Origin of the sequence: Flavobacterium buctense (assembly GCF_014486695.1) — a bacterium.
Lineage (GTDB): Bacteria > Bacteroidota > Bacteroidia > Flavobacteriales > Flavobacteriaceae > Flavobacterium > Flavobacterium buctense.
Genome location: NZ_JACTAB010000001.1, coordinates 190,409 through 216,441, shown reverse-complemented (window position 1 = coordinate 216,441; position 26,033 = coordinate 190,409). Strand labels below are relative to the sequence as shown.

The following is a 26,033-nucleotide window of genomic DNA, read 5'->3' as shown; positions in this document are numbered from 1 at the left end:
TTTGTTTAAATACAATTGTAAAAAATACATTATGGCATTAAAGCGAGTAGTAGTAACAGGTTTAGGTGCAATAACACCAATCGGTAATTCCATTGAAGAATATTGGAATGCGTTGGTAAACGGTAAAAGTGGTGCCGCTCCTATTACCTATTACGATACTGAAAAACACAAAACAAAATTTGCCTGCGAAGTCAAAAACTTCAACATTGAAGATTTTATGGACCGTAAGGAAGCTCGCAGAATGGACAAATTTGCACAATACGCCGTAGCTGCCAGTGAAGAAGCGATTAAGGATGCCGGAATTACCAATGACAATGTGAACAAACACAGAGTTGGGGTAATTTGGGGTGCCGGAATTGGTGGATTAGAAACTTTCCAAGAAGAAGTAATGAGTTATGCGGCCGGAGACGGAACGCCAAGATTCAATCCTTTCTTTATTCCAAAAATGATTGCCGACATTGCACCAGCACACATTTCTATGAGAAATGGTTTTATGGGGCCTAATTATACTACTGTATCAGCATGTGCATCATCAGCCAACGCTATGATTGATGCTTTCAATTACATTCGTTTAGGCATGTGTGATGTAATCATCTCAGGTGGTTCAGAAGCGGCTGTAACTATTGCCGGAATGGGCGGATTTAATTCAATGCAAGCCTTATCAACCAGAAACGAAAGTCCGGAAACTGCTTCAAGACCATTTGATGCAACCCGTGACGGATTCGTTTTAGGCGAAGGCGCCGGTGCGTTGGTTTTAGAAGAATATGAACACGCAAAAGCCCGTGGCGCGAAAATATATTGCGAAGTTGGCGGCGGTGGAATGTCATCAGATGCCTATCACTTAACCGCTCCACATCCGGAAGGAATTGGGGTTATTGCGGTTATGGAAAATACTTTGCGTGACGCCGGAATGAAACCGGAACAAGTGGATCACATCAATACCCACGGAACTTCAACTCCTCTTGGTGACGTAGCCGAGTTAAAAGCAATTAGTGCCGTTTTTGGTGCTCATGCAAAAAACATTAACATCAATTCAACCAAATCGATGACCGGTCACTTACTTGGAGCTGCCGGTGCGATTGAAGCGATTGCCTCAATTTTGGCTATGAAACACGGAATTGTTCCTCCAACGATTAACCATACGGTTGTGGATGAAAACATTGATCCTTCTTTGAACCTGACTTTAAACAAAGCCCAAAAAAGAGAAGTGAAAGTGGCGATGAGTAATACTTTTGGTTTTGGCGGACACAACGCTTGCGTTTTATTCAAAAAAATCGAAGACTAACATTAGATGAAAATTCTAAAAAATATATTTAAAAATTCCCGTTCGTCAGAGGACGGGATTTTTTTTAATGAAATTCAAAAAGTAATAGGTTTTAAGCCCCAAACCATTACCTACTATGAAAAAGCCTTTACGCATCGTTCGACCAACCGAATGGATTTGAAAGGCAATCCGATGAATTATGAACGCTTAGAATTTCTTGGTGATGCTATGTTAAGCGCCGTAATTGCAGCTTATTTATACAACGAAGCACCGGCAGGAGATGAAGGTTATTTGACTAAAATGCGTTCTAAAATTGTCAGTCGAGAACACTTAAACGAATTGGGAAGAGACTTAAATCTAATCCGATTTGTAGAAAGTAAAGTGCCAACACAACATTTCGGGGAAAACATTCACGGGAATATTTTTGAAGCTTTAGTTGGGGCTATTTTTTTAGATAAAGGCTATGAATTTTGTCAAAAATTTATTCAAAGAAGCGTCATTATTCCTTATGTTGACATTGCTAAATTAGAAGGTAAAGTCATCAGTTACAAAAGTTTGCTAATTGAATGGTGTCAAAAAGAAAAGAAAACCTTTCATTATGATGTCTTTGATGACAACGGTATTGATGGGCAAAAATACTTTGGTGTAAAATTGAGTATTGACGATAAAGTCATCGCCAAAGCCAGAGCTACTTCGAAAAAGAAAGCAGAAGAAAAGGCGTCTCAAAGAGCCTATTTTGCATTTCAGGAAAAAATTAACAAAAAATAATACAGATTCTCAAAAAACTATAACGTTTTCGTTCATAAAATAACGTTAACTCAATATTGAGTTGGTTATAATCTGTCTCAGATATACTATATTTACAACTTAAATTGCAATAGTTATGTATGTTCACAAATTGCATATTGGAGAGTTTGACGAGATAGATTATCAATTAATCGCTATTCATTCGCCTTTAGAGGACTATCGATTGGCGTATTATATCAATCAAAATTTACCTATCAATCTCAAAAAAAGCAACTGCAACATTCATATCAGCAATAAAGACGGAGAAACCCAATTTACGAGATTTATTTTTGAAGATGATAAAGACATCGCTTGGAATTTGGTACAAAACCAAAATGATGCGATTCTTTCTTCTGAAAATAATCAAGGGTTGTTTGCCAACAGTAGTAATGTGTTTTCGCCAAAAATCTATCTGATTCCCGAGTTTAAAAAAGTAGATTACTTTTTAAAAATTGAAAACGATGAAGTCGCTATTGATGTCTCAAAAATCATCAATAACCTTAAAAAAATAGACAGAGTAAGCACGGTTTACGCTGTAGAAGTTGAAAAAATAAAGTCAAAAAATAATTTAATTTTTTAATTAAAATGCCAACAAGAAAAAAAACTAAAATTGTAGCCACATTAGGTCCTGCATGTAGTTCGAAAGAAGTGATTAAAAAAATGATTGATGCCGGAGTGAATGTATTCCGTATCAATTTTTCTCATGCCGATTATACCGATGTAAAAGAAAGAATCGATATCATCAGAGAATTAAATGATGAGTTTGGGTATACCACCGCAATTTTAGCCGATTTACAAGGGCCAAAACTTCGCGTAGGAGTGATGAAAGAAGATGTAGTGGTAAATCCGGGAGATATTATCACTTTTCAAACCGCCGAAGATGTTCCGGGAACTAAGGAACGCGTTTATATGAATTATAAAGAATTTCCAAGAGATGTTAATCCGGGCGAAAAAATTCTTTTAGACGACGGAAAATTAATGTTCGAAGCTTTGGAAACCAATGGAACTACCGAAGTGGTTTGTAAAGTAATTCAAGGCGGGCCATTGAAATCAAAAAAAGGAGTAAACCTTCCTAATACTAAAGTGTCTTTACCTGCATTGACCAAAAAAGACATCAAAGATGCACTTTTCGCCATCGAACAAGAAGTGGATTGGATTGCACTTTCTTTCGTAAGAACACCAGCCGATTTAGAAGAATTGCAAGACTTAATAGCCAAAAATTCTAAATATAAAATTCCAATTGTAGCCAAAATTGAAAAACCGGAAGCGGTTGAAAACATTGATAAAATCGTTGCTTTCTGTGATGGTTTAATGGTAGCTCGTGGTGATCTTGGTGTTGAAATTCCGGCTCATGAAGTGCCATTAATTCAAAAGAAATTAATCCACCGAGCGAAAACAGCCAGAATTCCGGTAATTGTAGCTACACAAATGATGGAAACGATGATTACCAGCTTAACGCCAACACGTGCAGAAGTAAATGACGTTGCGAATTCGGTTATGGATGGTGCCGACGCGGTAATGCTTTCAGGAGAAACTTCGGTGGGTAATTATCCGGTTGAGGTAATTGAAAAAATGACTCAAATTATTGAAGCGGTTGAAGATTCACCACTAATTAACGTACCTCAAAATCCGCCTCACGTTAGAACTAAACGTTTTATCACAAAATCCATTTGTTATCATGCGGCCACTATGGCTAATGACATCAAAGCAAAAGCGATTTCAACTTTGACCAATAGCGGTTATACGGCTTTCCAAATCTCAGCTTGGAGACCAAAAGCACATATTTTGGTGTATACTTCCAATAAAAGAATCTTGACCCAATTGAATTTACTTTGGGGTGTGAATGCCTTTTTTTACGATAAGTTTGTAAGTACTGATGATACCGTAGGTGACGTAAATAATATTGCCAAAGAAAAAGGGTATGTAAAAAAAGGCGATATGCTAATCAACTTAGCTGCCATGCCGGTAGCCGATAAAGGAATGGTAAACACTTTGAGAGTTTCTGAAATAGAATAATTTTATTATTTTTAGACATTATTTCTCTTTAAATACAAACAAAATGAATTCAAACAATCCGTTTTTTAAAAACAAAACTTTTTCAAATACTTCTCGTGCCAATGAAGTAGTGCACGAAGCAACAGTTATTGATTACAGCCAAACGATGACTGTTTCGGGAACCATTAACAAAAGTTTCCTAATGCTGATTTTATTAATTGCCAGTGCTGCGGTTACTTGGATGATGACTTTTGATGGTCAAAATCCTATCGTGTTAACGATTGGCGGTGCTATTGTTGGATTAGTTTTAGTCTTGATTGCTACCTTTAAGCCGCAATATTCAACTTATTTAGCGCCGGGTTATGCCATATTTGAAGGTCTTTTCATCGGTGGTATATCCGCTATTTTTGAAGTGATGTATCCCGGAATTGTGATTCAAGCGGTGAGTTGTACGTTTGTTACGTTTATGGTTTGTTTCGGTTTATACAAATACGGTATAGTAAAAGTAAATGATAAATTCAGATCAGTTGTAGTTGCAGCGACTTTAGCCATAGCGACTTATTATTTAATTTCATGGTTGTTGTCGATGTTTACCAGTTTTACACCGGTTCACCACGGCAATTCTATGATCAGCATCGGAATTAGTGTATTTGTAATTGTGATTGCCGCGCTGAATTTATTCTTAGACTTCGACCAAATCGAAAAAGGAGTTGAACAAAAAATGCCCAAATACATGGAATGGTACGGTGCTATGGGATTGATGATTACTCTAGTTTGGTTGTACATCGAATTCTTAAGATTGTTATCTAAATTGTCAAGCAGAGATTAATTCTCAACTTATATTAATACAAAAACCAGTCTCTTTTTTTGGAACGAGACTGGTTTTTTTACAGCTTATAACTAACAGAAAATAAAATCATTCTAGGCAAAACAAACGTTCGTCGTTCGCTAATCATATAGTCTGAAAAGGAATAATCGTTTTTAGCTTTAATATTAAGTAAGTTGTTGACGGTAAGTTCAAATCCAAACGGACTGTTCTTTTTTTGATGGCGAAGCGAAGTATTGGCCGTTTCAAAGAAGTTGCTTTGGTTGTTACTATTGGTGTTTCTTACACTTTGATAATCTATTTTATAAATCCAATCTTTTAGGAAAGTTACTTCGAAATCTGAATTGAATTTATCTGACTCAAAATGGGATTTTGTAATACCCGAAAATTGACTAAAGCCTTTGGTATAACCAATACTGAAAAGCGGCCATTCTTTATAAGATGTTTTTATGGTGATGCCTATATCTTGATTGTTTCGGTCATTGGTTGTAGTGATGTTGTTGATAGTTTGAACATAATTAAACCAACCCAAATTGGTGTTTAGTTTCAAGTTAAAACGGTATATTTTTTTGCTCACAGAACCGCTTAATCTATAATTGGTTTCAGGATTATCGGTTAAAATTGGCGTGTTGTATTGGTTGATGCCATCCAATTCGATTTGATTTCGGGTTGTTCTCACTTTTTTATTGAAACTGGCCATAGCATTCCACATAATACCGCGATACATATTCATTTTAGAATACCTCAAGTTGGCAGCATGATAGCGTTCATTTTCCAACAGCGCATTTCCTCTGTAAACCGAATTATAACTTTGTAAAGTGTAACAATCAGCCAACTGACTTACTTCAGGAAAACTATTAACCAAGCGATAAGTGAAATTCAGACTTTCGGATTTATTGAACTCAAATTCGCTGTTCCATTGCGGTTGGAATAGTGTTTTCGACAAGGCATAATTTTGGTCAATTTGGTCTGTTTTTAATTGGTACCAATGAAAATACAATCCTGGTTTGTTGGTCCATTTGCCTATCTTGAATTTGTATTCCAATCCGGCATAAGTATCGTTTAAATTATAGTTTACATCGTTGCCAAAACCTGCATTGGAAAAGTCATTGATGCTGCCATCGGTTAAAATTTGTTTCTCGGAAGTTTCAAAGTTGGAATAGCCATAATTGTTTCCGATAACCGAATACAAATGATTGAAGTTATTGATAATCCAATAATGTTTGAACAAAGCATCAACACTGTTGTTTTTGATTTTTCTGATTTGTTCGATGGTATAACTGTCATCGGTTTGCAACGGAATTAAACCCGATAAAAAAGGCTGATTCGTAAACCAATGATTTTGAGGAGTATTATTTTCATACGCTTGATTAACTACAAAAGTCGTGGTGTGATTGGTGTTGTAACTTTTGTGCCATTCAATGTATTGTTTTACCGAAACATTATCGGCTTGGCTGATGGTTTCAAAAGTATTCGAATTAAGATTAGTCACCGAATTTATCGTGTTGTTCATATCATTCGTGCTCGATTGATATTGGGCGTTGTAATACCATTTTTCGTTTTTGTTTGGTGAATAGTCTAGTTTGATGTTTCCGATGCCTAAAAGCGATTGATTGCCGTTTTCCTGTGATTTGTTTTCAAAGGTTATGGCGTTATTTTGAAGATATTCATTTTTGCTTTCGGTTTTAGATGCCATAAAAATTTTAGAGAAAACACTATAAACGGAAACGGAAAGTTTTGAAGTAGCGTCAACACTAAAATTTAGTGCACCAAATTGTGATTTGTTTTGCACCACATCGGTATTGTCATTGGTAAAAGAATAAAGATTTGACAATGATTTTCTACCCGAAAGAAAACTACTCACACCGCCATCAAAACGCATTAAATCTTCAAAAGTAAAAGTGCTTCGTCCGATGTTATTCATATCGCCTATGAAACTCACATTGGTTTTTGGACTGTAATAAAACAATCCGGCGTGCACCAAATTGAATTCGTTGTTGCCAACTCCGGCTTCTACATCGCCAAAGACGAATTTCTTTTTGTCTTCTTTGAGTTTGACATTCATCGCCAAGTCTTCGCTATCGGAAACTTGCTTCATGAAACCGACTTCGTTAAAATGGTCAATGACTTCTATTTTGTCTAACGCATCGGCGGGAATATTTTCAACGGCTAACTTACTTCCGCCACCAAAGAAAGATTTGCCCTCTACGAGCATTTTGGTCACTTTTTTACCTTGAACCGTTACAGTTCCGTTTTTATCGACATCAACACCGGGCAATTTTTCCAATACTTCTTTCAGCTTCCTTTCATTCCCGTTGGCAAAGGCTTTTACATCATAAGTAAGCGTGTCTTTTTTGACGACTATGGGTTTGTATTCGTGCTTAATAACGATTTCTTTAAGTTTTTGTCCGGTAGCTTTTAGTTTGAAATTATGCGTGGTAATAGTTGAATTAGGTTCAAAAATAAGTACTTCTTCTACAAAGCTGATATAAGAAGCCGTGATTTCGTATTTCACATTAGCTTCTAACTCTAACCGATAACGCCCTTTATTATCCGTTATGGCAAATTTCAGTTGGGCATTTTCTTGAAGCGGTTTGGCTATGATGTTGGCGCTTTCGAGCGGAATATTAAGCGTGTCCGAAACCACACCGGTGATGGTGTGAGTTTGGGAGTAAGAGAAAAAAGAAATTAGAAAGGCAAAAAATAATTTGGTCATTAAAAATCAGTCTTTACTGTTCATAAAATCATATTTCATTTTCTGAACTTCTTCCTCTGTTTTTAAATCATCCAAATTTGGCTTTAGAATATTTGGTTTAGGATTAGGGTTTATCGAAATCTTTGTTGCTCCAAATACTACATTTCTTCTGCTAAACTCCAAAATCAAACCAGGTAACCCAGAAATTCCTAATGGGCCAAGATTTATTGGGATTGAAGGAGAATACCATGCAATTAATGGATATTTAAACTCGCCATATTTATTTGAAAAAACTTCATTAGACGTTGCTTTATAGCAAAGAAAACCGTCAATAACTTTGGTTTCTTTCGTTAATTGCCAATCTAATTTTTTAAATTCCTTCTTTATAGTATAACTTCCTAAAACATCATTGTGAGCTTCGTAATAAAAATCCTCACTAAAATCAGTATAAATATTTCCTAAAAAACCACTAAATACTAGAGCTAAATTATTATTATTACCATTGCTATTAAGGATGTTATTGCTAACAAATTCTGCTTTATTGTCACAAAAATTAAGGTTAAAACTTATCATTTTTGAACCTTCAATAGCTAACTTGTTAAACTCTTTTATATCACTTGGTAATGTTTTGTCTTCTTCATCACTCATGAATATTTTATACTCAATTTTTCCTGAATCTACTTGAGCAGAAAGTATTGCCGTAAAAAATAAAACAAATATAGTTTTCATGTTCGTAAAATTTTGTCAATCAACTATAATTAATAGTAAGTTGAAAGAAATTATAGGTAAGATAAAATTTTCAATAATGAATTTAAATCAAGGAAACACAAAAGTGTTTCCTTGATTTTTTAATTATGGTGCAAGAATAATATTTTTATCGCACAAATCATATGCAAATGATGCAATTGCCCATGCTTCATCAGCAGTATACCCGGCTTGTAGAGCATTGTTAAATGTTGCTTCAAAAACTGGTCTACAGCTATTTCCAACTATTATCTCTTTTGTTTCTGCCATCGAAACACTACTAAAAGCAATTAGTGCTACGGCACTAAAAAATAATTTTTTCATTTTTAATTCGTTTTAAATTTAATAAAATTTTTACAATTCGTAACAAAGATGTTTCTGCAGAAGTTTTTGTTGCAGTAAAATTGAACTAAATATTTTTAAACGACATAATAATATGATTACAAAATTATTCTTTAAATGAATAAAATTTTTGTTGTTAATTGTAAGAAATGTTTTTTTTTTTTTGACTATTTTCGTTTTACAAATACCACAAAAAAAGTCTCATTAGTAATCGCAAAGTAATTTGCCTAATTCTTTTTTTGAAAATGAATACCGATAAAATCTTATCCAAAATCCGCAGTAAACGCCAAGAATTAAATTACTCACAAGAATACATCGCCTCGGTTTTGCAAATGAAACAAGCCAATTACAATAAAATCGAAAATGGCAAAGTTGAATTAAGTGTTCCCGTTCTTTTTAAGATTGCCAAAACATTAGATTTGAATGTACAAGAGTTGTTGAACGAATATGAAATGGCAAAAATGGTATAAGCCATTTCAAAACTCAAACTTCAACTGCACTACAACCGTCTTTTTAATTTCCGTATTTAAGTTATTCAAAGAAATCCCAAGCAGTCGTACCGATTCTTTCATCCGTTCTTGAAATAAAAGCTCTTTTGCGGTTTCCAGAAGCAATCCTTTATCTGAAATAAAGTAAGGCAAAGTTTTGCTCCTTGTTTTGGTCGTAAAATCGCTGTACTTGATTTTGAGCGTCACGGTTTTACCTGAGATGTTGTATTTTTTTAATCGGTTTTCGAGTTCACCAGCGATACGTTCCAACTTTTCCACCATAAAAATTTCCGAAGTCAGGTTTTCATTAAAAGTGTGTTCGGCCGCAACCGATTTGGCAATGCGGTTCGGTTTCACCGCACTGTTGTGAATGCCGCGCACGATGTTGTAAAAGTGCAAGCCACTTTTGCTGAAATGTTCCTCGAGAAATTCTTTTGATTTTGATTTCAAATCTTTTCCGGTAAAAATGCCCAAATGATACATTCTGTCAGTCGTCACTTTGCCAATGCCGTAGAATTTTTTGATGTCTAAATTCTCCAAAAAAGTTTCTACTTCCTCAGGATTGACCGTTTTTTGACCGTTGGGTTTGTTGTAATCGCTGGCAATTTTGGCCACAAATTTATTGACTGAAATTCCGGCTGAAGCGGTCAAACCCACTTCTTCAAATATTCTTTTTCTGATTTCTTGAGCAATGAGTGACGCACTTGGATTTCCTTTTTTATTTTGGGTAACATCGAGATAGGCTTCGTCTAATGACAACGGTTCCACCAAATCGGTATACTCGTGAAATATCTTTCGTATTTGTTTGGAGATTTCTTTGTAACGGTCAAATCTGGGGCGAACAAAAATCAAATCGGGACAATTTCTTTTGGCTTGAATACCACTCATGGCAGAACGAACGCCAAATTTCCGAGCCTCATAACTCGCCGCCGAAACCACACCACGCACTTCGCTTCCTCCAACAGCTAATGGTTTCCCTTTAAGTTCAGGATTGTCCATTTGCTCTACAGAAGCATAAAAGGCATCCATATCGATGTGTATAATTTTTCGGTAAGTTACCTCGGGTTCCACTTTATTTGTCTTTTACCGGAAAGAAAAAAGCAACCGGACGTTTTTTAAAATAAGCCCAAGTAGCGCTAAACAAGAAACGCAATTCCAACAAAGGAATATTTCGAGAGCGAAAAGCCAAGCCGAGAGAAAGCGAGAAACTCACGATAAAATTGACAAATCCGATGAGACCAATACCAATGATTCCCCAAATGATGGTTGGTAAATACACAAAGAAATTGGCACCATACAAGCCTAAGGCAAAATTACCACTGGCAAAAGTAATGTGCCGAATGTCAAGATTTAAGCCAAGAAAAATTCCGATAGAAGCCGTGCTGCCTAAAAAGACACCAAACCAACCATTAGAAACAACTCCGGGCCAATTGTTTTCAAACCATTTGGCTATCGCGTTAGTTCTCACAATCCCTAAATTTTGTTTCAACACGGGATGCTCTTTAATTCGGAAATAAAACTGATTGTGTTTATTCCGGTTGGAAATATTCCCCGAAATAATCCCCGAGAGAAATAAAAACACTCCGGCAATCGCCGCATGAAATAGAGCTGCAGAAGTTATTGGAGACAAGTCATTCAATAGTTTTGCCGATTTTTCAAAGGCAATATTGTAGTCAAAGCAATAGTCAATCAACCAAATGCCAAGCATAGCCACCGGGAATGCCATGAAAATATTACCCACAAAAGCAATAAACTGCGATCGGAATAAACGCGCAAAGAGTTGGGCAAACGAACTGTGTTTATTTTCGTTTTTGGCATTTTTTTTCATGCCGCTTTCCAAAGCTTTAATTAAGGTTGCCGCGGTCATTGCCGGTTGTTTGGTAGCCAAAGTATAACCCATCAAATAAATGGCAATAAAACCTAAAGAATAATTCAGACTGTAATAAAAAGCATGGCCAAAGCCACTAGCTTCCATTTTAGACAATAACAATTTAAATATGCAAAGCAAGCCTACAATAAATCCACCACCAATGGCAGCTTTAAGCATCGAAAAATATTCTGATTTACTTTCGGTTATGTAATGTTCTCCGGTTTTTGCGGTATGTTGGGTAATTTCGTAGGAAATCAATTGGGTACTTTCGTTAATCAATTGGCGAACATTATTTTTATAACAATTGTATTTAATTAATCTTAAAGCCAAATGAATAGAATTGTTTTTTTTGTCGATATTTTTATTGACTACTAAAGTTGAAATTAAAACTTTGATCCGGTGTAGTTGTTGCCTGATGCGGAGCAAACTTTGGTTTACTTTTAGTGAAATACCAAATTTGGAGCTGTTAGCAAAAGCTTTGTCAACATACTCTTCGCATTGTTTATGAAGAATCATCAGTTGCTTATAATTGATATCTTCAGCGGAGATAAAATGCAATTCTCCTTGTCTGATTCTGTTTTGGATGAAGTTCAGTTCGTTTTCAAAAGCCACAAACGGACTTCTCAAATCGTCGTATTCGGGCACCATTTTGATGACATCGTTTTCCATGGCACGACCGCTCATTCTTTGAGAAATCAAACCCATAGCATTCATCACTTCAGAAAGGATGGTTTTTTCTTGAATGGTATTATAAATGTCTTCAAAACCAATAATCTCATAGAGTTTTTGTAATTCTTCAAATGGAATTCGGGAAATCCAAATGGGGTCAGAGCTTTTGAAAAACACCTGATTCAAAACAAATTCTAAAGTGTCTTTTTCGGGTTGAAAAGGCAAAATCTTGGCAAATAATCGCTGTCTTACTTCATAAATAAAATCAGAATCTCTTAAAATTCCGGCATCTGATAACATTCGGCTGAACTTTCTTTGCTGGAGCAAATCGGCTAAATGGTCTTTAACTAATTTATTTTTCTGAGGATTGTTTTGCAAGAATTGTAAAAGGGATTCTATAGAGACAATGCTTTCCGCTTTTGGATTATTTGGCCGAAAAAAGTTAGTCAAATCGACCAGAAAAAGCAATATATCATTTGACAAATAACCGTCGTTGTCGAAGTATAAATCGAACAGACTTTCAATAGAATTGATGCTTTTTTTGTGACGGTAGAATTTCATCTATACAATAGTTTAACAATTAAGATTATGGTAAAAATACAATTTCAAAGTTATATATTTCTTAACTTGCCGCTAAATATCAAAAGAAAAATGGTAGAAATAGAACGAAAGTTTTTAGTGCTTTCGAATGATTTTATAAACGAGGCTTTTTCGCAAAAAAGAATTGTGCAAGCTTATTTAAGTTCGAATCCCGACAGAACGGTTCGTGTCAGAATTAAAGGCGATAAAGGGTTTATTACGATAAAAGGCAAAAGCAATGCCAACGGTACCACTCGCTTGGAATGGGAAAGAGAAATCAGTTTAATGGATGCGGAAACACTTTTGTCTATTTGCGAAAGCGGAACCATTGACAAGATTCGCTACGAAATCAAAGTAGGGAATCATGTTTATGAAGTGGATATCTTTTCCGGGGAGAACGAAGGTTTAATTATGGCTGAAATCGAATTGGAATCAGAATCAGAATCTTTTGAAAAACCAATTTGGCTTGGCGAAGAAGTCACCAATGATGAACGGTATTATAATGCTTATTTGAGTAAAAAGCCTTTTACTGCTTGGTAATTATTTTTTCTCTTCTACGACTTCTATTTTTACAATCACCACTCCTGATTTTTTATTGGAAGTAATATCCATGAAAGCGCGTCGGCTTAAATCAATTTCACGTACTTTAGAGAATGGTCCGCGATCGGTAATTTCTACCACAACCGATTTTCCGTTGGCTTCGTTGGTTACTTTTACAATGGTGCCAAAAGGCAGTTTTTTGTGTGCGGCGGTGTATTTATTGTTGTCAAATCTTTTCCCGCTGGCGGTTCTTCTCCCGTTGAATTTATTGTGGTAATAGGAAGCGTGCGCGTTTTTTTTGTAAACTTTTAGTTTTGAATTGGGATCAATTTGTAGGGTGTCAGTTTCTTGAAAATCAACAGCAACTCTACTTTTTAGCGTATCGGTAACCACTTTAGTTTTGTCTTTGTTCTCTTTAACTGTTGCAGGTTTCTCTTTACCCTTTTCTTGTTGGGGTTTTTCTTTCTGTTGCGGATTTTTAACAAAAGAACTAAGAGTAAAAATGGTGCTTAATATAGAAATAAAAAGGACGACTATTTTGGTATTCATAAGGAGCTTTTTAATTAATAAAAGGGTTTTGCAAAAACCATACCTTGATAAAAAAAGTCCTTTTCAGGACTTAAATTTTATGGGTTAGAACCAAAGTTTCCAAGGAATTCGACTCAAGATAAGAAGTAAACCTAAACCGTAAAAAACGGCGATTGATCTAAATTTTCCTGTACTTGTTGATGCTTTTTTGTGTTTAGACCAACCAACGGTAATCAAAACAATTGCAATAATATTTGTTAATGGATGCTCTAAAGAAGTAAGTCTTAGTGCGGCATCTTTCATTTGGCCAAAAACAGCAGAGCCAAGAGGAGAAACAAAATAAAGAATCAACCCAACTAATAACTGTATGTGTGTTGCAATCAAACCAAACAAGGCAATTTTTCGGTCTTTGGCGGTAAATTCTTTTTTGGAAGACATTCCAATAAACGAATTAACAACGGCGACAACCAATAATAATAACGCTAGATAAGCCCAACCCGAATGGAATTTTTGAATGAAGTGGTACATAGTTTTGTTTTTAGAATAACAAATATAGAGAAAAGGGATAAAAAAACGACACAGATTAGCGAGGTTTTAAGTTATGTTTAAACTATTTGTGGTCTAAAAAATGTTTTAATAAAAACGTTGTTGAACTGTCATGCTGTTTTACGTCACCAGAATAAATCTCTTCTAAAATAGAATTGGCCAACTGTTTTCCCAATTCAACACCCCATTGGTCATAACTGAAAATATTCCAAATAATACCTTGAACGAAGATTTTATGTTCGTATAAAGCCACTAACGAACCTAATGATTTTGGGGTTAATTTTTCAATTAAAAGTGTATTTGTAGGCTTGTTTCCCGTAAAAACTTTAAACGGTAAAAGATAATCGGCTTTTGCTCCGGTTACGTTTTGTTTTTCAAACTCCGCTTTGACTTGTGCTTCGGTTTTACCATTTAACAAAGCTTCAGTTTGGGCAAAAAAGTTCGACATTAATTTGTCATGATGGTCTTGATTGCCATATAAAGGTTGAACGTAACCAATAAAATCCGTCGGAATCATTTTAGTTCCTTGGTGTATTAACTGGAAAAAAGCATGTTGGGAATTGGTTCCCGGTTCGCCCCAAATAATTGTGCCGGTTTGGTAATTGACCGTTTTACCATCGCGACCAACACTTTTTCCGTTGCTTTCCATAATACCTTGTTGCAAGTAGGACGCTAACTTCTGTAAATACTGCGTGTACGGAATCAAAGCTTCGCTTTCAGCCCCAAAAAAGTTGTTGTACCAAATGCTTAATAAAGCTAAAACCACCGGAATATTTTTATCGAAAGATTCGGTTTTGAAATGGTCGTCCATTTCATTCGCACCTTTCAGTAAATCATCAAAATTGTCGAAACCAACCGCTAAACTGATGGATAAACCAACGGCACTCCAAAGCGAAAAACGGCCACCAACCCAATCCCACATGGGGAAAATATTGTCGGGATTAATGCCGAATTCGGTTACTTTTTGAATGTTGGTAGAAACAGCCACGAAATGTTTGGCCACATCTTCTTGTTTCGCTGATTTCAAAAACCAAGCGCGAATCGTTTCGGCATTGGAAAGTGTTTCTTGCGTAGTAAAAGTTTTTGAAGCGATTACAAAAAGGGTCGTTTCCGGATTTAATTTTTTAATGACTTCGTTCACGTGATCGCCATCCACATTGGATACAAAATGAACCGTCAAATGGTTTTTATAAAATTGTAATGCCTCAACTACCATGGCCGGACCAAGGTCTGAACCACCAATTCCGATATTCACTACATCAGTAAAAGCTTTGCCGGTGAAACCTTTTCTTTGTCCCGAAATGACTTCGTTTGAGAAGGCTTTGATTTTGTTCTTTACGGCATAAATTTCAGGCATCACATTTTCTCCATCGACTAAAACATTAGCAGTTTCCGGTGAACGCAAAGCGGTGTGTAAAACGGCTCTGTTTTCGGTTTGGTTGATGATATCACCATTAAAATATTGAGCAATAGCTTCTTTCAGATTGGCTTCTTGGGCCAACTCCTGTAGTAAATTTAAAGTATCTTGGTTGATGATATTTTTAGAATAATCGACTAAAAAATCATTCCATTGGATATGAAATTTTGACGCTCTTGCAGTATCCTTGGCAAACATTTCCTTCATGGAAACGTTTTTCATTTGAGCGTAATGTTGGTTTAATTTCTCCCAAGCGTTTGTGCTTGTCGGGTTTATTTGTGCTAAGGCCATTCTTTTACATTTGAGCGACAAATTTACAAATATTGATTGGTAAAAAAAGGGAGAATATTTTACGCGAACGTTGTAGTAACAAAAAAAGTTGAAATTACTTTCTGAATTTGGCTTCAGCCGTGCTGTCCAATACTTTTTTAAGCGGTGTAATGACTTCCAGGAATTTCTGTTTGTATTTAGAATCCATAGGCGTTGAAGTAGGCAGTTTTAAGCGCAAAGCATCCACTTGTACACCATTTTTCCAGAAACGATAACACACGTGTGGTCCTGTTGCTAAACCGGTGCTTCCGACTTTACCAATGACTTGTCCTTGGGTTACTCTTTGGCCGCGACGGACTAAAATTTTGGACATGTGTAAATATTGGGTGGAATAAGTTCTGTCGTGTTTTACTTTGACAAAATTTCCGTTTCCTGCCGTATATCCTGATTGTTCAACAACTCCGGCAGCAGTTGACATGATTGGCGTTCCCGTTGGTGCCGCATAATCAGTTCCGTTGTGTGCTTTCCATCTTTTTTGTACAGGATGGAATCGGTTTTTGGTGTATCTGGAAGTGATATTCACAAATTTTAGTGGTGCTTTCAGGAAGAAATTTTTCAACGTTTTTCCTTCTTCATCGTAGTATTCTTGTTTTTTCGAATTTTCGTTAGGAGAAAAAGGAAAGGCGTATATTTTTTTGCCTTTGTATTCAAAGAAAGAGGCTTTTAAACTGTCAACACCGTCGTAAACTGTATCGTTTATGTATCTTTCCGTAAAGGTCAAGCCAAATTTATCTCCTTTTTGCAATTTAAAAAAGTCAATAGACCAAGCGTATATTTTGGCAATTTTGGAAGCCAATGCCGGATCAACATTCTCTTGGGCTAAGGTTTCTGATAAAGAACCATTCAAAGCACCGGCAATTGTTCGGGTTTTGAAAGTTAATGGTCTGGTTTTTTTATAAGCCACTATCGAATCTCTAAAATCAATAATATAATAATTGATTTTATCAGGTTGGTAGATGAAATATTGAATTTTATTGGTTTTGCCTTTACTTCTAAGAATGGAGTATGGCTTTCCCTTTCTAATATTTCTAACGTCAAAACTGTCTTTAACTTGGGCCGCGATGTCGAAAACGCCTTTATCTCCTAAATTTTGCTTGTCAATGATGCTTCCAAAAGTATCACCAGATTTTACGGTGTCATTAACAATATTAAAATCATTTAGATTAAATCCGAAATCAACCAATTTTGGCTTAGGTTTTTCCATGACAAATTCTTCTTCTTTTGTTTTATCACAAGAGATTACAAAAGAAGTGACTACCAAGGCCAAGAAAATTATTCGAAACAGTTTTGACATCATGCTAGCTTATAATCCTTCGCCCCAATTTTTTAATTCGTCCTCGCTCCACAATTCCGGGAAAAATATTCGGCGTTGGTATTTGGGATGCATGTATTTTTTCCAGTCGCTTCCACCAGTGGCTTCGCCTGAACCTTGACCGCTTTCGATGTATTTTTTGGCAGCATTTAAATGGCCCATTACCCAAGTGATGTTAACGGTATAGTCGTAATGACGCATAGCATTAACTAAAGCAGAGTCTTGTTGATCTTCCAACGGAAGTTGTTTGAATTTTTGCCAAATATTGATGGTGTTGTATTCTTCCATATAACGAAGAAACTCTTCGCGGTATTTTTTTTCAAAATTGATTAATAATGCACTTTTTTCTCCTGTGTGATAGTCTTTTCCGGCCGCTTGCCAATATAAATGTTCAAAAGCATGAGAGTAAGGTGTATTTCGGTCAATATTGGCTCTGAAACGATAATCAATCAAATTGATTAAATCGGTTGAGGAGAATTCAATCATTCTGTATTGTGCGCTTTGAAATCCGCTTGCCGGTGTCAAAGTGTTTCTGAATTTCATGTATTGTTCTACTTCCATTCCGTCGCCCATGATGTCGAAAGAAGTGGTCAACATATCAAAATAGCGACTTATTCTTCTCAATTTTTCAGTAAAAAAAGCGGTTTTGGGTTTTTCGGTATGACACAATTGGTCAATTTCCCAAAGGATCATTTTAAACAACAATTCGTTGACTTGATGGTACATAATAAAAACCATTTCGTCAGGCAAAACGGTTCTTTGGGTTTGCAAATTTAATAAAGCGTCGGTTTGAATGTAATCCCAATAGGTAATGGGTTTTGACCAAAGTAATCCTTCAAGATGGGTTTCTGTTTTTTGATTTATAGCTTCAAACTTTTGTTCTAATGCGTCTAAGATTGGGTTGTAGTTGGTTGTTTTGTTGTTCATTATTTTTTTAATTTAACCATAAAAGGACTTTTCAATCCTTTGAAGCCGTCTAGATCTGCCTTGATGGAACCAACGGCTAAACTTGCTTTGATTCGCAAAGGTATTTTATTTTCGTCATCTGATATCCAAACCGTCAAACTTTCTTCTTCTTTGAACACTCTTCCGGACTGAACCAATGGTCTAAAAACCATGGTTGAAGCGGTACCAAATTTAGTTTTTAATTGTTCTCTACCGGTGAATTTTAATTTAAATTTAAAAACTTCATCATCAAAAAACATATCAACTACTATGGATTCACCAACTTTTAATTTGTCTATATTAGGATGATTTCTCAAGTAATAAAAAGTTGACAAGATGTCTTGAACGTTTTCGGTTACAGCAAATGTTTTTTCGGTGTTGTTTTTATAATTTTTCACCAACACTTTATTGGTTGCTTGATTGAAAAAACCTTCCTGATTTTTGGTATAACCGCCTTCATCAATTTTTCGAACAAATTGATAGGGTTTGTTTGTAACTTTATCAAAATAACTTTCGTAAGTATCATCAACTTTGAAGAAGAAACGTGACATTCCGACAGTATAGCCTTTACCAATTACATGATATACTTTTTTATTTTCTTTCACCGCTTCTTTTACTTCCAAGGTTGCAAAACCGGCATTGATGAAGCCGTAGTGAATTCTGAACTTGAACCATTCACCGGTATCATAGGCTTCAGGTTTTTGAGCTTCAAAACTTACAGTGGCAAAGAGCAATAATAAAAATAGGTATTTTTTCATTTTTTATGAATTTTATACTGTAAGTGCAATATCCGTTCCAAAAGTACCAAAACAAAAAAACCCAATCAAATTAATGACTGAGTTTTTATGCTATTAACCAACCAAAAAACTATAAATTATGAAAATTTATCCAAAAGTTGAGGGAACCACCCCTCTTTTTTGATGCTGCAAAGATAATTCAACCAGTTGCATTATTACAAGCAAAAAATCAACTTTAACAATAATTTAATAAAATACAATCTATTTTAAGGTTGTTTTTTAAAGTATGTTTAACAAATGCTTTGTTTAAATGATTTAAATCCTAAAATTTTCAGGATTAGTAGTTGATTTTTTCTAATCGTATTTCTGTTGGTTTTCCTTCCTGATCAAAATTTTCAACTAGAGTTATATATCCTTTTTTGGACGGAAAAGCACTTATTGTACTGACTTCAGTTTTTAAATTAAGCGTTTGGCTTTTAAATTTTCCGTCTGAAAATGAAACAACCCCATACAAAGTACTTTTCTTTCTGTTTCTTGACCCTTTTTCATTATCATTCAAAAAGAACAGAAACTCATCATCTCCTAAATTATGATAATCCATAAAATCAAATCCTCCGTTCTTTTTGATGTCATTAGAGTGAGCTGATGTACCTGGAAATTTATTCTTGAACTTATCTACCTCAAAAACCTGATTCAGTTTTAAATCTTTAGAGAGTTCTAAAAAATACATGTTGTTTGTTGTAATTGGCTGTTGTAAAAAAGCTTCGCAAACGGCAATAATTCTTCCGTCGCTTAAGGGAATCATGTTGTGAACAAAAATATAACCTTCCTCTTTAATCTTACCATGTGCGTTGATGTCCATTTTGGTTCCGATATCCTCCCAATACAGGAATTTCTTGTCTAATATTTTTCCCGAAAACTTGTCTAATCTATAACTAAATAGACCTGTGTTGTCTGTGTCATTTGTGTACCCGAATTCAGATTTTACCGAAAAATTCCCTAACAGAATTAATTCTTTATCCGTTAATTTAACATCGACTACTTTATAGGCAAAGTCTTTTATATTTGGGAATATAAATTCTGTAATCAGTTTGCCGTTCTTAGAATCAAAAATCAAAACGGAAAAATCATTTAACATCTTCATCCAATTTTTTTGGATGTGATTGAACATAACAATTACATCTTTATCTGAATTTAAATAGTTAATGACTTTAGTTCTTTTCTTGTTAGACTCATCCTCATAGAGTGTTCTCCAAACCTCTTTAAAATTCTCGTCTAATTTTATTAAGTATCTATTAGGGGATTTAGTTATTCGGTTGTATCTGGAATCAACAATTAATCCAACGCCGTTGTAATAACTCATGTTTTGTGATTCATTACCATCATAGTTTTTGAGTTTTCTGTCAAATGGCGGATTTAATACTATCTTGTCCTCATTATAAATAAAAGGTTCGCTAAGCTTGTTAGTTTTTAAATCTAAAATTCGAAATCGTTTATACACTTCATACATATTCGGACCAAAGTCATCGTTAAATCGAATCAGTATTTTATTATCAAAAAGTGATACTTCAACTTTAATTGATTTCGCTTTCATTGCCCAATTCTCATATTTCATCTCAGTAATAAATCCGTTTGTAACCTTTGTAAGGTTTTCATCTAAAACGACATATTCTAATTCATAAGTTTCTTTAGAAATTTTATCGGTTTCAAAAAGAAAAAAATAACCTTTAATGTTGTTGTTAGAATCTTTAATTACATCGGATGAATATAGTTTCCCACGTGATATTTTCTGCAAATCAGTAATCTGAGCCTGTATTCCCAATGTTGAAATTAGTAAAAGAAATAGTAGTTTGGTTTTCATATTATGGTTTAAAGTTATTTATGATGGTATCAAAGTCGGATATTTTTATATTGTTTAGAAAACTTACAAATCTGTTGAGACTTGGTGTATTGTATTTGTTGTCATAACTTGGAACATATCGGTTTATGGTATAATTGGATTTCGATTTTTGGATCTCGGTTAAGTTCAGAAAAATAAGGTGTTTATAGAGAGCATTCTCTTTGTCATTCTTATATAATTTGAGTGTCTCGTAAAGTGATTGACCATAACTCTTTGTAAAATATAAATTAAGCAGATTTTGAGTGATACTGTTCTTCTTTATTTGATCAAAATCAGTTGATTTTGTCTCATTTATTTTGAAAGTATCGTTGAGCTGTTTTTTTATTAATTGGATACGGGTAATACAATCAGGATGTGATTTGAGCGAGTCTGTTTCGATTTGCTTTTCACCATCATATTGTTTAAAAAGACTTTCTTCCTGCTGAAAAAATTTCTCCTTAATCTTAAAACCCTTTTGCTCAAAAATCAATTTGTAATCGGCAACCGTCAATGAATCTTTCTCTTCGTCTGAAACATTCAGTTTTTCCAAAAGGGTAATGCTTGCTTTTGGATTGCGAAATGTTTTGAGATACAATGTCAAGCCTAGTGAATCTGCTGCGATTTCTTTTTTTCTTCGTTGGCTGTAATTCTGATACATTAAGTTTTTCAGTAAATCATTCGCTTTGGAAGCCTTTCCAAATTTTTGTTTTTGGATTTCTTTTGTTTTTTCTATAATTTCTTTTGAAGTACTGAGCTTGGCATACTTTTCAATTGATTGTTTTACATGATTCAAACATTGATGGCCAATTTCATGCGAAATGACAAATACTAATTCATCTTCATTTTCAACGGCTAAAAATATACCGTAATTCACTACAACAACTCCATTGCCCATATTAGCCGCATTGACTTCTGAATCTTTTGATAATAGGATTTTATAATCTGTTGCGTCTATTTTGTTTTTTGTCAAAATTTCATTTAACAGTCTTTGTAGATATAGGTTCAAATCGCTGCTGCATAAAAAATCATTATTACTTATTCTTTCCAGAAAATCACTTTGTGTTTTTTCAAAAATTTCTTTGATGATATTTCTTTCGGCGGTATTGGGATAGTTTAAGTTTTTGTTTATGGATTCAAATTTTTTCTTGAATTCGATACTCAAATCATTTTTACATATGGTTATTGAACTTGTGTCAATAGAAGCAAAATCCAACTGGCTAAAACCCATAAGACTTTTGGATAAAAACAGTAATAACCAAACTATTCGCATAGAAAATATATTTAAACAAAAAAGGAGTTTAAAAAACTCCTTTCGTTTATAAATATAAAAAAAATATTAATGCTATAAAGTTCCCCGTAACATTTGTTCTCTTTCGATAGATTCAAACAAAGCTTTGAAATTTCCGGCACCAAATCCTCTGGCACCCATTCTTTGAATAATCTCAAAAAATAACGTTGGTCGGTCTTCTACCGGTCGGGTAAAAATTTGCAACAAATAGCCTTCTTCATCTGCATCAATCATAATTCCTAATTTTTGAAGTTCATTGATGTCTTCTTTGAATTTGCTCATATGGTCTTTCAATCTTTCCGGAATTGCGTCGTAATAGGCTTGAGGTGGCGTGGTTAAGAACTCAATTCCTCTGGCGCGCATATCGGCTACCGTAGTGATGATATCATCTGTGGCCACAGCAATGTGTTGCACGCCTGAGCCTTCATAGAAATCTAAATATTCTTCAATTTGCGAGCGTTTTTTTCCTTCGGCCGGTTCGTTGATTGGGAATTTGATTCTTCCGTTACCGTTACTCATTACTTTTGACATCAAGGCGGAATATTCGGTGGTAATTTGTTTGTCGTCAAAGGAAAGGAAGTTTACAAATCCCATGACGTCTTCGTACCATTTTACCCAAGTATTCATTTCGTTCCAACCGACATTGCCAACCATGTGGTCAACATATTTTAAACCAACCGGTTTCGGATTGTAATCCGATTTCCATTCTTTGTAACCCGGTAAGAATGCACCTTTGTAATTTTTGCGTTCTACAAACATGTGAACGGTTTCGCCATAGGTATAAATTCCGGCGCGAACTACTTCTCCATGTTCGTCTTTTTCTACTGTAGGTTCCATAAATACTCTAGCGCCGCGTTTTGTGGTTTCTTCAAAAGCCGCACGAGCATCTTCTACCCATAAAGCAATTATTTTTACACCATCACCATGTTTTTTCACGTGTTCACCTATAGGCGAATCGCTGTTTAAGGCTGTGGTCAGTACCAAACGAATTTTGTCCTGTTTCAAAACATAAGATGCTCTGTCTCTCATTCCGGTTTCTAATCCTGCGTAGGCATGGGATTGAAACCCAAAGGCAGTTTTGTAAAAATGCGCTGCTTGTTTGGCATTACCTACGTAAAACTCTACATAATCTGTTCCTAAAAGCGGCAAAAAATCTTGTGCGCCTTCAAATATTTTTTCGAGTCCGTATTCAACGGATTTTATTTCTTTTGACATAATGAAATCTGTTTAAAAGGGAATGTCATTCCCCAAAAGTTGTGTTTAATTTTTTACTCTAACCAAGATTGGAAATATTGATCATCGGCAATTTTCATGGCTTCTTCCGTTACCATTAGTGGTTTGAAAGTATCTACCATTACCGCCAACTCTTGGGTATCTTTTTTACCAATACTTCTCTCAGCAGCTCCCGGATGCGGGCCATGAGGAATTCCTGCAGGATGTAGTGAAATGTGTCCGGCTTCGATGTCGTTTCGGCTCATGAAATCTCCATCTACATAGTACAATACTTCATCAGAATCAATATTACTGTGGTTGTATGGTGCCGGAATGGCATCCGGATGATAGTCGTATAAACGCGGTACAAAAGAGCAAACCACAAACGCATCGGTTTCGAAAGTTTGGTGCACTGGTGGCGGTTGGTGAATTCTTCCTGTTATCGGTTCAAAGTCGTGGATGGAAAAGGCATACGGATAATTATAACCGTCATATCCAATGACATCAAAAGGATGCGTGGCATAAACCATATCAAACATTTCGTCTTTCTTTTTGACTTTGATTACAAACTCCCCCTTTTCGTCGTGGGTTTCTAATTCGTAAGGTCGACGGATATCGCGTTCGCAAAAAGGAGAATGTTCTAACAATTGTCCGAACCAGTTTCTGTAACGTTTTGGTGTATAAATTGGTCGGTGAGATTCAACAATGAACAAACGATTGTCTTCGGTATCAAAATCTATTTTGTAGATGATTCCACGAGGAATGATTAAATAATCTCCGTATTTGAAATCGATATTGCCCAACATGGTTCTCAATTTTCCGGAACCTTTGTGGATAAAAAGCATTTCATCGGAATCGGTATTTTTATAGAAATACTCAGTGGTAGATTTTTTGGGTGCGGCTAAAACAATGTGGCAATCCGAGTTGGTTAAGACAATTTTTCGGCTTTCCAAAAAGTCGTTTTCCGGGTTTACCTGAAATCCGCGAAGGCGATACGATTGAATATTATTGGCTTTAGAAATTTTGGGTGCAACACTGTATTGACTTCTGATTTCCTTGACTTGTGTTGGTCGATGCTCGTGATAAGAATTGGTTGACATACCGTCAAAACCTACCGTACCGAATAATTGTTCGTAATATAAGTCGCCGTTAGGTTTGCGAAATATGGTGTGTCTTTTAGGAGGTATATTACCTAATTTATGATATAATGGCATAGTTTCGAATGATTAAATTAACAATGTTAAATGCATCAATTGGGATATTGATACATTGTTTAATGGGCACATCAAATCAACTCACTCAGGATTTCTCTTGATGAGGAATTTTAAATGCGCTAATAAATTATCCCATTTTTTCATCCATACAAATATCGGAAAAATATAAATGCTGAAAATGATAATTGTCAATTTTTATAAAAGCAAAAAAGGATTAAAGAGTTTTTGTATGACTCTTTAATCCTTTTAGTTATAATTATTATATAATTAAATTATTCCTGATTATCTGGATTGTTCAGTTTACTTCTCTTTTTACTGTATCCAAAGTAAATTATGAAACCTAATGCCAACCAGCCCACTAATCTCAACCAGTTTGTCCAACCTAAACCATAAATCATGGCCAAACAAACTACAATTCCTAATATTGGTACCAATGGTACAAAAGGTGTTTTGAATTCACGCTTCATATTAGGTTCCGTTTTTCTGAGAACAATTACGGAAACACAGACTAGAATAAAGGCAAATAAAGTTCCAATACTAGTCATATCACCCACAATATCTCCCGGAACGAAAGCTGCGAAAAGACCAACAATAACTAAAATTGCTAAGTTGGCTTTGTAAGGTGTTTTGTATTTTGGATGTACCTCACTGAACGCTTTTGGCAACAAACCATCTTTACCCATCGAATAGAAAACTCTCGATTGACCTAATAACATTACCAAAATCACGGATGAAAATCCGGCTAAAATAGCTACTGTAACTAACTGAGCTAACCATTCATAACCAAACATGTATTTTTGAATAGCAAAGGATACGGAAGCTTCTTTTCCACCGGTTCTAAAATCTTCAACAGTGGCTACTCCAGTTAAAACGTGGGCAAATAAAATGTATAAAACAGTACAAATAGCTAATGAACCTAAAATACCAATAGGCATATCTCGTTTTGGATTTTTAGTTTCTTGAGCTGCTGTACTTACTGCGTCAAATCCGATGAAAGCAAAGAAAACCGTTCCTGCTGCACCAAGAATTCCCATAATACCTCCATAACTATGGCCAATACCGTGCTCATCTGTAAAGATGCTTGCTTCAGGAATATAAGGAGTATGATTAGTATCATTAATGAAACTCCAACCAAAAACAATAATCATTACTACAATAGCTACTTTTACTACCACAATGATTCCGTTTACAAATGCAGATTCCTGTGTCCCTTTTATTAAAAGTAAACTGATTGCCCCAACAATGAATAAAGCCGGTAAATTGATAATTCCATTAACGCCATCTAAAGAAGTTTGGAAAGGTGAATGACAAAATTCATATGGAATTGGGCTCACATGGAGCACATTGACCAGCAAATTATTGAGATATTCACTCCAAGCGATACCAACAGTTGCAGCACCTACAGCATATTCTAAAATCAAATCCCATCCGATAATCCAAGCAAGGAATTCACCCATGGTGGCGTAAGTGTAAGTATAAGCACTTCCGGCAATAGGAATAGAAGACGACAATTCAGCATAACACAATCCGGCTAATGCGCAACCGATAGCGGCTACAATAAAACCAATGGTTACAGAGGGTCCGGCATTTTGAGCCGCAGCTGTGGCAGTTCTAACGAATAGTCCTGCACCAATAATAGCACCAATTCCCAAGGCAACCAAAGACCATGCGGTTAATGTTCTTTTTAATCCTTTTTCAGATTCTGACGCTTCTGCTAATAGTAACGCCATAGGTTTTCTTTTCCAAATCGACATAAATAGTTAGTTTAGTTAAAAGTTTTTCAAATATAGTTTTTTATGTATAATCTACTGCAAAAATATATTTTTT

Annotated in this window: 23 protein-coding genes; 7 read left to right on the top strand and 16 right to left on the bottom strand. The window is 35.2% G+C overall.

The features are described from left to right. Window positions 1-31: 31 nt before the first annotated feature. The 5 genes from fabF (at window position 32) to ICG50_RS00845 (ending at window position 4,874) form a co-directional block, all read left to right on the top strand. Window positions 32-1,285, top strand: coding sequence for a beta-ketoacyl-ACP synthase II (gene fabF, locus ICG50_RS00865; RefSeq protein WP_187659023.1), 1,254 nt, complete (start codon window positions 32-34; stop codon window positions 1,283-1,285). A 6-nt stretch (window positions 1,286-1,291) separates the two neighbouring features. Then, on the top strand, window positions 1,292-2,032 hold the full coding sequence (gene rnc / locus ICG50_RS00860; protein WP_187659022.1) for a ribonuclease III: 741 nt from the start codon (window positions 1,292-1,294) through the stop codon (window positions 2,030-2,032). 115 nt (window positions 2,033-2,147) lie between these two features. Then, window positions 2,148-2,630, top strand: coding sequence for an IPExxxVDY family protein (locus ICG50_RS00855; protein WP_187659021.1), 483 nt, complete (start codon window positions 2,148-2,150; stop codon window positions 2,628-2,630). A gap of 5 nt (window positions 2,631-2,635) precedes the next feature. After that, on the top strand, window positions 2,636-4,066 hold the full coding sequence (pyk, locus tag ICG50_RS00850; RefSeq protein ID WP_187659020.1) for a pyruvate kinase: 1,431 nt from the start codon (window positions 2,636-2,638) through the stop codon (window positions 4,064-4,066). A gap of 43 nt (window positions 4,067-4,109) precedes the next feature. Further along, on the top strand, window positions 4,110-4,874 hold the full coding sequence (locus ICG50_RS00845) for a Bax inhibitor-1/YccA family protein (protein ID WP_187659019.1): 765 nt from the start codon (window positions 4,110-4,112) through the stop codon (window positions 4,872-4,874). 58 nt (window positions 4,875-4,932) lie between these two features. Here ICG50_RS00845 and ICG50_RS00840 read toward each other — a convergent pair whose 3' ends face one another. The 3 genes from ICG50_RS00840 to ICG50_RS00830 all read right to left on the bottom strand — a co-directional run bounded on the left by ICG50_RS00840 (window position 4,933) and on the right by ICG50_RS00830 (window position 8,634). Next, window positions 4,933-7,587: a TonB-dependent receptor gene (locus tag ICG50_RS00840; protein WP_187659018.1), complete on the bottom strand. Its 2,655-nt coding sequence runs from the start codon at window positions 7,585-7,587 to the stop codon at window positions 4,933-4,935. 6 nt (window positions 7,588-7,593) lie between these two features. Further along, complete coding sequence (locus ICG50_RS00835) at window positions 7,594-8,295, bottom strand: GLPGLI family protein (protein WP_187659017.1); 702 nt, start codon at window positions 8,293-8,295, stop codon at window positions 7,594-7,596. A 123-nt stretch (window positions 8,296-8,418) separates the two neighbouring features. Continuing rightward, window positions 8,419-8,634 carry a hypothetical protein gene (locus ICG50_RS00830; protein WP_187659016.1) on the bottom strand — a complete coding sequence of 72 codons (216 nt, stop codon included), beginning with the start codon at window positions 8,632-8,634 and terminating at the stop codon, window positions 8,419-8,421. A gap of 263 nt (window positions 8,635-8,897) precedes the next feature. Between ICG50_RS00830 and ICG50_RS00825 the strand changes: the two genes are divergently transcribed. Next, on the top strand, window positions 8,898-9,122 hold the full coding sequence (locus ICG50_RS00825) for a helix-turn-helix domain-containing protein (protein ID WP_187659015.1): 225 nt from the start codon (window positions 8,898-8,900) through the stop codon (window positions 9,120-9,122). A 6-nt stretch (window positions 9,123-9,128) separates the two neighbouring features. On the opposite strand, the gene dinB is transcribed toward ICG50_RS00825, so the two are convergent. Continuing rightward, window positions 9,129-10,211: a DNA polymerase IV gene (gene dinB, locus ICG50_RS00820; protein ID WP_341431648.1), complete on the bottom strand. Its 1,083-nt coding sequence runs from the start codon at window positions 10,209-10,211 to the stop codon at window positions 9,129-9,131. Window position 10,212: 1 nt separating this feature from the next. Beyond that, window positions 10,213-12,240: a recombinase gene (locus ICG50_RS00815; RefSeq protein ID WP_187659014.1), complete on the bottom strand. Its 2,028-nt coding sequence runs from the start codon at window positions 12,238-12,240 to the stop codon at window positions 10,213-10,215. A gap of 90 nt (window positions 12,241-12,330) precedes the next feature. On the opposite strand from ICG50_RS00815, the gene ICG50_RS00810 reads away from it, so the two are divergent. Continuing rightward, entirely contained in the window at window positions 12,331-12,798 is a 468-nt protein-coding gene (locus tag ICG50_RS00810; protein ID WP_187659013.1) for a CYTH domain-containing protein, read from the top strand. Here ICG50_RS00810 and ICG50_RS00805 read toward each other — a convergent pair whose 3' ends face one another. From ICG50_RS00805 to ICG50_RS00755, 11 genes are all read right to left on the bottom strand, one after another. Next, entirely contained in the window at window positions 12,799-13,347 is a 549-nt protein-coding gene (locus ICG50_RS00805) for a septal ring lytic transglycosylase RlpA family protein (RefSeq protein ID WP_187659012.1), read from the bottom strand. Between the two features lie 84 nt (window positions 13,348-13,431). Continuing rightward, window positions 13,432-13,854, bottom strand: coding sequence for a hypothetical protein (locus ICG50_RS00800; protein WP_187659011.1), 423 nt, complete (start codon window positions 13,852-13,854; stop codon window positions 13,432-13,434). Window positions 13,855-13,936: 82 nt separating this feature from the next. Next, a complete protein-coding gene (gene pgi / locus ICG50_RS00795) occupies window positions 13,937-15,580 on the bottom strand; it encodes a glucose-6-phosphate isomerase (RefSeq protein ID WP_187659010.1) in 1,644 nt (547 codons plus the stop codon). A 94-nt stretch (window positions 15,581-15,674) separates the two neighbouring features. Further along, window positions 15,675-16,913, bottom strand: a complete 1,239-nt coding sequence (locus ICG50_RS00790) for a M23 family metallopeptidase (protein WP_187659009.1) — start codon at window positions 16,911-16,913, stop codon at window positions 15,675-15,677. A 9-nt stretch (window positions 16,914-16,922) separates the two neighbouring features. Then, the gene (locus ICG50_RS00785; protein ID WP_187659008.1) at window positions 16,923-17,858 is read right to left on the bottom strand and encodes a tryptophan 2,3-dioxygenase family protein; all 936 of its coding nucleotides are present in this window, start codon (window positions 17,856-17,858) and stop codon (window positions 16,923-16,925) included. Continuing rightward, window positions 17,858-18,634: a DUF3108 domain-containing protein gene (locus tag ICG50_RS00780; RefSeq protein ID WP_187659007.1), complete on the bottom strand. Its 777-nt coding sequence runs from the start codon at window positions 18,632-18,634 to the stop codon at window positions 17,858-17,860. The genes ICG50_RS00785 and ICG50_RS00780 overlap by 1 nt, the downstream gene beginning before the upstream one ends. Before the next feature lie 316 nt (window positions 18,635-18,950). After that, complete coding sequence (locus tag ICG50_RS00775) at window positions 18,951-20,474, bottom strand: DUF6770 family protein (RefSeq protein ID WP_187659006.1); 1,524 nt, start codon at window positions 20,472-20,474, stop codon at window positions 18,951-18,953. A 1-nt stretch (window position 20,475) separates the two neighbouring features. Then, entirely contained in the window at window positions 20,476-21,762 is a 1,287-nt protein-coding gene (locus tag ICG50_RS00770) for a M48 family metallopeptidase (protein WP_187659005.1), read from the bottom strand. A gap of 72 nt (window positions 21,763-21,834) precedes the next feature. After that, window positions 21,835-22,995, bottom strand: a complete 1,161-nt coding sequence (gene hppD / locus ICG50_RS00765; RefSeq protein WP_187659004.1) for a 4-hydroxyphenylpyruvate dioxygenase — start codon at window positions 22,993-22,995, stop codon at window positions 21,835-21,837. 53 nt (window positions 22,996-23,048) lie between these two features. Further along, window positions 23,049-24,206 (bottom strand): homogentisate 1,2-dioxygenase, encoded by a 1,158-nt coding sequence (locus ICG50_RS00760; protein WP_187659003.1) that lies wholly within the window; start codon window positions 24,204-24,206, stop codon window positions 23,049-23,051. Between the two features lie 272 nt (window positions 24,207-24,478). After that, complete coding sequence (locus ICG50_RS00755; RefSeq protein ID WP_187659002.1) at window positions 24,479-25,960, bottom strand: amino acid permease; 1,482 nt, start codon at window positions 25,958-25,960, stop codon at window positions 24,479-24,481. Between the last annotated feature and the right edge of the window lie 73 nt (window positions 25,961-26,033).

Coding starts and splice junctions, on each gene's coding strand:
- fabF (WP_187659023.1), top strand. CDS start 32: ATGGCATTAAAGCGAGTAGTAGTAACAGGTTTAGGTGCAATAACACCA.
- rnc (WP_187659022.1), top strand. CDS start 1,292: ATGAAAATTCTAAAAAATATATTTAAAAATTCCCGTTCGTCAGAGGAC.
- ICG50_RS00855 (WP_187659021.1), top strand. CDS start 2,148: ATGTATGTTCACAAATTGCATATTGGAGAGTTTGACGAGATAGATTAT.
- pyk (WP_187659020.1), top strand. CDS start 2,636: ATGCCAACAAGAAAAAAAACTAAAATTGTAGCCACATTAGGTCCTGCA.
- ICG50_RS00845 (WP_187659019.1), top strand. CDS start 4,110: ATGAATTCAAACAATCCGTTTTTTAAAAACAAAACTTTTTCAAATACT.
- ICG50_RS00840 (WP_187659018.1), bottom strand. CDS start 7,587: ATGACCAAATTATTTTTTGCCTTTCTAATTTCTTTTTTCTCTTACTCC.
- ICG50_RS00835 (WP_187659017.1), bottom strand. CDS start 8,295: ATGAAAACTATATTTGTTTTATTTTTTACGGCAATACTTTCTGCTCAA.
- ICG50_RS00830 (WP_187659016.1), bottom strand. CDS start 8,634: ATGAAAAAATTATTTTTTAGTGCCGTAGCACTAATTGCTTTTAGTAGT.
- ICG50_RS00825 (WP_187659015.1), top strand. CDS start 8,898: ATGAATACCGATAAAATCTTATCCAAAATCCGCAGTAAACGCCAAGAA.
- ICG50_RS00815 (WP_187659014.1), bottom strand. CDS start 12,240: ATGAAATTCTACCGTCACAAAAAAAGCATCAATTCTATTGAAAGTCTG.
- ICG50_RS00810 (WP_187659013.1), top strand. CDS start 12,331: ATGGTAGAAATAGAACGAAAGTTTTTAGTGCTTTCGAATGATTTTATA.
- ICG50_RS00805 (WP_187659012.1), bottom strand. CDS start 13,347: ATGAATACCAAAATAGTCGTCCTTTTTATTTCTATATTAAGCACCATT.
- ICG50_RS00800 (WP_187659011.1), bottom strand. CDS start 13,854: ATGTACCACTTCATTCAAAAATTCCATTCGGGTTGGGCTTATCTAGCG.
- pgi (WP_187659010.1), bottom strand. CDS start 15,580: ATGGCCTTAGCACAAATAAACCCGACAAGCACAAACGCTTGGGAGAAA.
- ICG50_RS00790 (WP_187659009.1), bottom strand. CDS start 16,913: ATGTCAAAACTGTTTCGAATAATTTTCTTGGCCTTGGTAGTCACTTCT.
- ICG50_RS00785 (WP_187659008.1), bottom strand. CDS start 17,858: ATGAACAACAAAACAACCAACTACAACCCAATCTTAGACGCATTAGAA.
- ICG50_RS00780 (WP_187659007.1), bottom strand. CDS start 18,634: ATGAAAAAATACCTATTTTTATTATTGCTCTTTGCCACTGTAAGTTTT.
- ICG50_RS00775 (WP_187659006.1), bottom strand. CDS start 20,474: ATGAAAACCAAACTACTATTTCTTTTACTAATTTCAACATTGGGAATA.
- ICG50_RS00770 (WP_187659005.1), bottom strand. CDS start 21,762: ATGCGAATAGTTTGGTTATTACTGTTTTTATCCAAAAGTCTTATGGGT.
- hppD (WP_187659004.1), bottom strand. CDS start 22,995: ATGTCAAAAGAAATAAAATCCGTTGAATACGGACTCGAAAAAATATTT.
- ICG50_RS00760 (WP_187659003.1), bottom strand. CDS start 24,206: ATGCCATTATATCATAAATTAGGTAATATACCTCCTAAAAGACACACC.
- ICG50_RS00755 (WP_187659002.1), bottom strand. CDS start 25,960: ATGTCGATTTGGAAAAGAAAACCTATGGCGTTACTATTAGCAGAAGCG.